Origin of the sequence: Catenulispora rubra (genome assembly GCF_015356825.1) — a bacterium.
In the GTDB taxonomy this organism is placed as follows: domain Bacteria; phylum Actinomycetota; class Actinomycetes; order Streptomycetales; family Catenulisporaceae; genus Catenulispora; species Catenulispora rubra.
In genome coordinates, this window is sequence record NZ_JAACYW010000445.1 from 1 (window position 1) to 6,619 (window position 6,619).

At 70.5% G+C, this 6,619-nt stretch carries 6 protein-coding genes and 1 pseudogene; 6 read left to right on the plus strand and 1 reads right to left on the minus strand.

Going from position 1 to position 6,619, the window contains the following annotated elements; translation table 11 throughout:
- The 6 genes from GWK61_RS51730 to GWK61_RS51755 all read left to right on the plus strand — a co-directional run.
- The coding region (locus GWK61_RS51730) for a TetR-like C-terminal domain-containing protein (RefSeq protein WP_323748163.1) at window positions 1-663 on the plus strand (663 nt) is incomplete at its 5' end.
- A gap of 148 nt (window positions 664-811) precedes the next feature.
- A complete protein-coding gene (locus GWK61_RS51735) occupies window positions 812-1,837 on the plus strand; it encodes a DUF1702 family protein (RefSeq protein ID WP_194921512.1) in 1,026 nt (341 codons plus the stop codon).
- 65 nt (window positions 1,838-1,902) lie between these two features.
- A complete protein-coding gene (locus tag GWK61_RS51740; RefSeq protein ID WP_438939831.1) occupies window positions 1,903-2,811 on the plus strand; it encodes a DUF1702 family protein in 909 nt (302 codons plus the stop codon).
- Window positions 2,812-2,814: 3 nt separating this feature from the next.
- A complete protein-coding gene (locus tag GWK61_RS51745) occupies window positions 2,815-4,191 on the plus strand; it encodes a cytochrome P450 (protein ID WP_194921514.1) in 1,377 nt (458 codons plus the stop codon).
- 127 nt (window positions 4,192-4,318) lie between these two features.
- On the plus strand, window positions 4,319-5,266 hold the full coding sequence (locus GWK61_RS51750; protein ID WP_194921516.1) for an LLM class F420-dependent oxidoreductase: 948 nt from the start codon (window positions 4,319-4,321) through the stop codon (window positions 5,264-5,266).
- Window positions 5,263-6,294 (plus strand): RNA polymerase subunit sigma-70, encoded by a 1,032-nt coding sequence (locus tag GWK61_RS51755; RefSeq protein ID WP_194921518.1) that lies wholly within the window; start codon window positions 5,263-5,265, stop codon window positions 6,292-6,294. The genes GWK61_RS51750 and GWK61_RS51755 overlap by 4 nt, the downstream gene beginning before the upstream one ends.
- Before the next feature lie 172 nt (window positions 6,295-6,466).
- Here GWK61_RS51755 and GWK61_RS61290 read toward each other — a convergent pair.
- Window positions 6,467-6,619: pseudogene (locus tag GWK61_RS61290) on the minus strand (wyosine base formation domain-containing protein); the annotation flags it as partial.

Here is a 6,619-nt window from a genome sequence, read left to right on the forward strand (position 1 = left end):
CATCCGATGAGCCCGCGCCAGGCCGACCCCGAACTCGGCGCGAACCTGCTGGAGGCCGCGGCCCGTCTGCTGGCCGAGGAAGGGCCCTCGGCTCTGAGCACCCGCCGCCTGGCCGCCGCGGTCGGCACCTCGACCATGGCCGTGTACACCCGCTTCAGCGGCATGGACGATCTGGTGCGCGCGCTGGTACACGAGGGCTTCCGGCACCTGGCCGGGCGGATGGGCGCGGTCGGCGCGTCCGAGGATCCGGTGGCCGATGTCGCCGAACTCGGCATGGCCTACCGCGAGAACGCCCTGGAGCACAGCCATCTGTACGCGGTGATGTTCGGGGGCTCGACGCTCGTCGGGTTCTCGCTGACCGACGAGGACCGCAGCCACGGCCGCTACACCCTGGCCATCCTCATCGACGCCGTCGAGCGCTCCATGCAGGCCGGCCGCTTCAACGAGGGGGACGCGCAGCTTGCCGCGCACCGGATGTGGATCGCCCTGCACGGGCTGGTGACCCTGGAGCTCGGGGGGTACCTGACCGAGCCGTATGACGCGGACACGTGTTTCGAGGCGCAGGTTCGGGGCCTGATGCGCGAGGCGGGGGACGATCCGGACGCGGCGAAGGAGTCGATGCGGATGGCGTGGGAGCGGCGCAGTTCGGTTCTCGGACGCTGACGGAAACACGACCGCAACAACCTCATCGGCGACCCGCACGCCAGGAGAAGCCCGCGCCGTCCCCATAGCAGCATCCTGAAAAAGACCGATTCCGCACCGCGGCCACCGATCCCCGGCGCCGCGCCGGCATCCGGGAGACAAGGACACTATGGCGGCCCTGCTGGGAACCTTGCGGCGTCTCGCGCTCACTCCGTCGTTCGCGAAGGTGGGGTTCCGGAAACGGGGCTTCCCCGTCGCGGTCGGCGCGTCCATCGAACAGCTGGAGGCGATTCCGCAGTCAGTGGTCTGTGGGTTCGAGTGGGGTATCGAGACCCGGACGCTGGGCGAGTTGGAGCAGCGGCTGCGGCTCGTCGACGTCGAGGTGCGCGGCTTCGCGTATGAGGGCGCTGCGATGGCCTACACGATCCGCGACGCGATGGCCGGCGGGCGGGGGCAGCGCGCGCAGAGCCTGCTCATGGGTTCGGGGCAGCCGCACATCTTCCTTACGTATATCGGCATCGGCTTTGCGATGTCTCATCTGCCGCGGCCGTTGTGGCGCAACGTCATGCCGGATCTGACCGGCTCGGCGTTCTATCCGACGATGAGCTGGTTCGCGGTCGACGGCTATGGATTCGACCTGGCCTACTTCAAGACGCACAAGTGGGTGGAAAGGCAGCGCGTCCCCAAGCCTTATCCGTGGGACGGATCCCCTGAATACTTCCTGCGCGCCGTCGATTTCGGGATCGGCCGGGCCCTGTGGTTCATCCACGGCGGCGATCCGCTCGAGACCGTGGCGGCTGTGCGGCGTTTCGCTCCGCAGCGCCAGGCCGACCTGTTCAGCGGGGTCGGGCTGGCCGCGGTGTTCGCAGGGGGCTGCGAAGCGGACGACCTCGGTGTGCTGCTGGCCGGTGCCGGTGAGCACCGCGCCGAAGTGGCGCTGGGGGCGGTGCTGGCCGTCAAGGGCCGGCACTTCTCCGGGCACGTCCCGGAGCACACCGAGGCCGCCGCGAAGGTCCTCACCGACCTGTCGGTCGAGCAGGTGGTCGACCTCGCCGACCGCACCGAGGTCCCCCACGGTGCCGGCACCTCCGCCGCACCGGCCTACGAACAGTGGCGTCAACGCATCCGCGACCACTTCACCGCCGCCGCGGTCATCCGCGCCGCCGACGGCATCCGCCGCCTGGAAAGGAACTGATCGTGGCCGGCACTCTGCGGGCGCTTCGGCGCCGCGTCCTGACCCCGAACACCAAAGCCGTGCTGATGTCCGAGCGCGGGTTCCACATCAAGAACGACGACTCAGCCGCCTTGTTGGAGCGCGTCGGCGAGGTCTTCCTCACCGGCTACGCGCACGCCGCGGAGGCCAAGACCGTCGCCGACGCCGAGGCCAGCCTGGAGCAGATCCCGGTCCGCTTCCGCGGCTTCGCCTACGAGGGCGCCGGCATGGGCTACGCCGTCCGCGACGGCATGCCGATCGGCGGCTCCAAGCACTTCGCCGACTTCCTCACCGGCCGCGCCAAGCAGCACGAGTACATGGCGTGGGTCGGGATGGGCTGGGCGATGGCGCGCCTGCCCCGCTTCCGGTGGCGCCGCTTCACGTGCCCGGACCCGCTGATGCGCTGGCTGGTCCTGGACGGCTACGGCTTCCACCAGGCCTACTTCAAGACCGAGCGCTACGTCCGGCAGCAGTACCGCGAGTCCGCCTTCCCGTGGCCGGGCGGCGAGCACGCCTGGTACGCGCCGCGCGCCATCGACCAGGGCATCGGCCGCGCGATGTGGTTCGTCTGCGGGACCGACCCGGATCTGGTGGTCGAGACGTTCGAGGGCTTCGCCGCCGAGCGCCGCGCCGACCTGTACGCCGGGGCCGGACTGGCCGCGACGTACGCCGGCGGCGTCGACGAGGTGGAGCTGCGCAGGTTCTGGCACCGTTCGGGCGTGTACCAGCCGCAGGTGGCTCAGGGTGCTGCTTTTGCCGCGACGGCGCGGTACGAGGCCGATCTCGTTGTGCCGCATACCGAACTCGCGCTCGAAGTGTTCTGCGGGATGACGCCGCGCGAGGCCGCGGAGCTGTGCGGCAAGGCCCGGCCGGCCGGTGACGAGGGCTCGCTTCCGGCGTACGAGGTCTGGCGTCAGCAGATCTCCGACGCCGTCGCGGCGCATGCGAGGAGCTAGGCCATGACCGCCACGAACCTGGCGTCGCCCCCGTCGGCCAAGCTCTGGCCCGGGCCGCCGCGCCGACAGACCCCCGGCCTTGTCAGGAAACTGATGCGGGACCGGCTGGCGCTGATGAGCACGGCCGCCGACGGCTACGGCGACGCCGTCCGGATCGCCATCGGGCCCAAGACGCTGTACTTCGTGAACCACCCCGACTACGCCAAGCACGTGCTCGCCGACAACGCCGGCAACTACCACAAGGGCATCGGGCTGGTGCAGGCCCGGCGGGCGCTCGGCGACGGGCTGCTGACCAGCGAGGGCGAGCTGTGGCGCAAACAGCGCAAGGCGATCCAGCCGGGGTTCCAGGCCAAGCGGATCGCGCAGCAGGCGCCGGCGGTGGCCGAGGAGGCCGCGGCGCTGGTGGCGCGGCTGCGGGCGCACATCGGGCGCGGGCCGGTCGACGTCATGAAGGAGATGACCGGACTGACGCTGGGGGTGCTGGGCCGGACGCTGCTGGACGCCGACCTCGGCGCGCACGGCGGGATCAGCGCGGCGTTCCAGGCCATGCAGGACCAGGCGATGTTCGAGGTCGTCACGCTGAGCATGGTGCCGATGTGGGTGCCGCTGCCGAAGCAGATGCGGTTCCGGCGCGCGCGCCGGGAGCTGCAGGACGTGGTGAACGCGCTGGCCGCCGACCGGGATGCGCGGCCGGAGGGGGCGTCCGGGGACGACGTGCTGTCGCGGCTCATCCTGAGCACGCGCGCGGAGTCCGATCCGCGGGTGCGCGACCTGCGGATGCGGGACGAGTTGGTGACGCTGCTGCTGGCCGGGCACGAGACGACTGCCAGCACCCTGAGTTGGACGTTCAACCTGCTGCACGAGAACCCGTGGGCGTGGGAGCGGGTGCACGCCGAGGCGAACGCGGTGCTCGGGGACCGGTTGCCGACGTTCGAGGACCTACACGCGTTGAAGTACACGTCGATGGTCATCGAGGAGGCGATGCGGCTGTATCCGCCGGTGTGGATGCTGGGGCGGATCGCGCAGGGCGGTGACGACATCGGCGGGTACCGGGTGCGCTCGGGGGCGGATGTGGTGGTGTGTCCGTACACGATGCACCGGCATCCGGCGTTCTGGGAGGAGCCGACGCGGTTCGATCCGGAGCGGTTCGATCCTGGTGTGACGCATGATCGGCCGCGGTATGCGTACATCCCGTTCGGCGCGGGGCCGCGGTTCTGCGTGGGGAACAACCTGGGGATGATGGAGGCGGCTTTCGTGCTGGCGATGGTGGCGCGCGAGCTGCGGTTGTCGACGGAGGCGGGGTATCGGGTCGTGGCCGAGCCGATGTTGTCGTTGCGGGTGCGGGGTGGGTTGCCGATGAGGGTGGCTGCGGCGCGGTAGGCGCTGGGCGCCGGGCGGAGAAAAACAGCAAGAATCGCCGGCGATACCGATCCCTTCGGCCATCGTCGTCGGTCTGTACATCGAGCGCGCTGTGTTCGCGCGCCTTCGATGAGAGGACACGACGACGATGGCCGTCACGTTTAGCTTGGGGCTGCCGCAGGGTTTCACCCAGGAGCTCGCGGGTCGCCTCGACCCGGCCGGGACGTTCGATGCGATGGTTTCCGTGGCGCAGAGGGCTGAGCGGGCCGGGTACGAGAGTGTGTACGTCGCCGATCATCTGGTGACCGTGCCGCCTTCGCAGAACATGCTGTTCGAGTGCTGGACGACGGTGGCGGCGTTGCTGCGGGAGACCGAGCGGATCCGGGTCGGGCAGCTGGTGACGTGCAACGACTACCGGCATCCGGCGTTGCAGGCGAAGATGGCGTCCACGGTCGACGCGATCGGCGGGGGGCGGTTCACGTTCGGGATCGGGGCGGGGTGGTACGAGCCGGACTATCGGAGCTACGGGTTCGAGTTCCGGGACGACGCCACGCGGTTGCGGCGGCTGCAGGAGGCCGTGCAGATCATTCTGTCGATGTGGACGGAGCAGGAGACGACGTTCAAGGGGCAGTACTACACGGTGGCGGACGCGATCAACCAGCCGAAGGGCGTGCAGAGCCCGCACATTCCGATGATGATCGCCGGCGGCGGCGAGCGGATGACGCTGAAGGTGGTCGCGAAGTACGCGGACTTGTGCAACCTGCTCGGGGATCCGGCCACGGTGGCGCACAAGCTGGCGGTGCTTCGGCGGCACTGCGAGGCGGTCGGGCGGGATTTCGGGGCGATCCGGAAGACGGTGCTGATGTACGGGTCGCTGGCGGACACCGAGCAGGAGGCGCGGTCGCGGCTGCCGCAGTGGATTCCGGCGGTGTTCCCGGGCGAGCTGGCGGAGTACGGGCTGGTCGGGACGGCGGCGACGGTTCGGGAGCGGATCGCGGCTTATGAGGCGGTCGGGGTCGACGAGTTCATCATCAGCTTTCCCGATGTGACCGGCGGCGAGGTTGTCGAGGGGTTCGCAGAGGCCTTCATCGCATGACGGAGGTCGGGGGTGTCGCGGCTGCGAGCTCTTCTCCTGCGGGCCTTTCTGGTGCGAGCTTCGCCGCCGAGAGCTTTTCTGCTGCGGCCGAGGCATCGCGGCGTGAGCTGTTGGCGCACTGTTACCGCATGCTGGGCTCGGTGGACGAGGCGGAGGACGTCGTCCAGGAGACGTTCCTGCGGGCTTGGCGGTCGTATCAGGGGTTTGAGGGACGGTCGTCGGTGCGGGTGTGGCTGTACCGGATCGCGACCAACGCCTGCCTGACCGCTCTGCAGAGCCGCAAGCTGCGGCCGCTGCCGTCCGGCCTGGGCGCGCCGAGCGAGGACCCCGAGGGCCCGCCGACCATGGCAGAGCCCGGATTCGGGTGGCTGCAACCGATCGCCGACAGCCGGCTCGCAGGCCGCCCCGACGACCCGGCGACGGTGGCCGACCGGCGCGAGGACCTGCGGCTGGCGCTGGTGGCGAGCTTGCAGCACCTGCCGCCCCGGCAGCGTGCCGTGCTGCTGCTGCGGGAGGTGCTGGACCTCCCGGCGGCGGACGTCGGACAGCTGCTGGGGATGTCCACGGCTGCGGTGAAAAGCGCCCTGCAGCGAGCGCGCGGCCGCATCGAGCAGATCGCACCCCGCGCCGACGACGTGACGCTGCCGACGGGGGCGGAGGAGCGTGCGCTGTTAAATACCTACATCGAGGCTTTTGAGAGGGCTGATGCACCAGCACTGGAACGCGCCCTGACGCAGGACGCGGTACTGGAGGTCGCACCCGCGCTGAGCTGGTACTCCGGCCTCGAAACCTGCATGCGCCACCTCCGCCTGGCCTTCGGCCCCCCGGGAACCTGGCGGATGCTGCCAACGCGCGCCAACGGCCAACCCGCCGCCGTCGCATACCTTCGCGACGGCGAGGGCACGCACCGCGCCTACGGGGTCGCGGTGCTGGGAGTGCGGCGGGGCGGGATCGAGCGGATCACGGCGTTCGGGGATGCTGCGCTGGTGGGGGCTTTCGGGTTCCCGGACACTCACCCGGCGCGCTGAGGAAGGACCGGTGCGGCCGCCCGTCACCGCCACACAGCAGCACGCAGTGCCCTGCTGCACTTGGCAGCAGCTGCCCGCCGCACCGGCTGCCGGTTACCTCCGCACCGCAGCCAGCGCCGCCCGCCGACAAACAACCGGCCCCGCGTCCCGCGCCGCACCCAGCGCCCCCGCATCAAGCCCCCGCGAACTGGCCCGGCTTCCGCCCCTCGCCAGCCGGGCCGCGGTAGGCCTGGGCGATGTCGAGCCAGCGGGTGGCTTCGCCGGGGGTGGCGGTGAGGGCTAGGTCTGCGTGGTGGCGGCGGCGGGTTATCAGGAGGCAGAAGTC

What these genes read in the sequence shown, in the direction of transcription:
- GWK61_RS51735 (WP_194921512.1), top strand. Translation starts at nt 812, where the DNA reads ATGGCGGCCCTGCTGGGAACCTTGCGGCGTCTCGCGCTCACTCCGTCG.
- GWK61_RS51755 (WP_194921518.1), top strand. Translation starts at nt 5,263, where the DNA reads ATGACGGAGGTCGGGGGTGTCGCGGCTGCGAGCTCTTCTCCTGCGGGC.
- GWK61_RS51750 (WP_194921516.1), top strand. Translation starts at nt 4,319, where the DNA reads ATGGCCGTCACGTTTAGCTTGGGGCTGCCGCAGGGTTTCACCCAGGAG.
- GWK61_RS51740 (WP_438939831.1), top strand. Translation starts at nt 1,903, where the DNA reads ATGTCCGAGCGCGGGTTCCACATCAAGAACGACGACTCAGCCGCCTTG.
- GWK61_RS51745 (WP_194921514.1), top strand. Translation starts at nt 2,815, where the DNA reads ATGACCGCCACGAACCTGGCGTCGCCCCCGTCGGCCAAGCTCTGGCCC.